The 242-nt window shown below is 69.8% G+C and carries 1 protein-coding gene; it reads right to left on the bottom strand.

Annotation, left to right across the window (positions count from 1 at the left end; all coding sequences use genetic code 11):
* On the bottom strand, positions 1 to 242 hold a 242-nt coding region (locus tag L981_RS35310), incomplete at both ends, for a hypothetical protein (protein WP_043626839.1).

Here is a 242-nt window from a genome sequence, read left to right as displayed (position 1 = left end):
GAACAGGAAGCTGCCGTCCATCCAGACGTCGAAGGGCTGATCGGTCGCGACGAAGGTCTGGCCGGCTGCTGCCGCATCGGCGGCATCGCGCGCCGCCTGAATCTGCGTGAGGCTGGTCGAGAAGCCAAGGCGCGCGCCCCGTTCGGACGGTGCGACAGCCGTCGTCACCGGATCGGTGCTTGCCGCCGCCCGCCGGCGCTCGATCAGCCCCGGAACCTTGACCGTCGACGACAGCAGGCTCT

Source organism: Ensifer sp. ZNC0028, from assembly GCF_000799055.1.
GTDB lineage: Bacteria > Pseudomonadota > Alphaproteobacteria > Rhizobiales > Rhizobiaceae > Ensifer.
The sequence above is the reverse complement of the archived record's forward strand: the minus strand, read 5'-3'. Positions and strand labels throughout refer to the sequence as shown.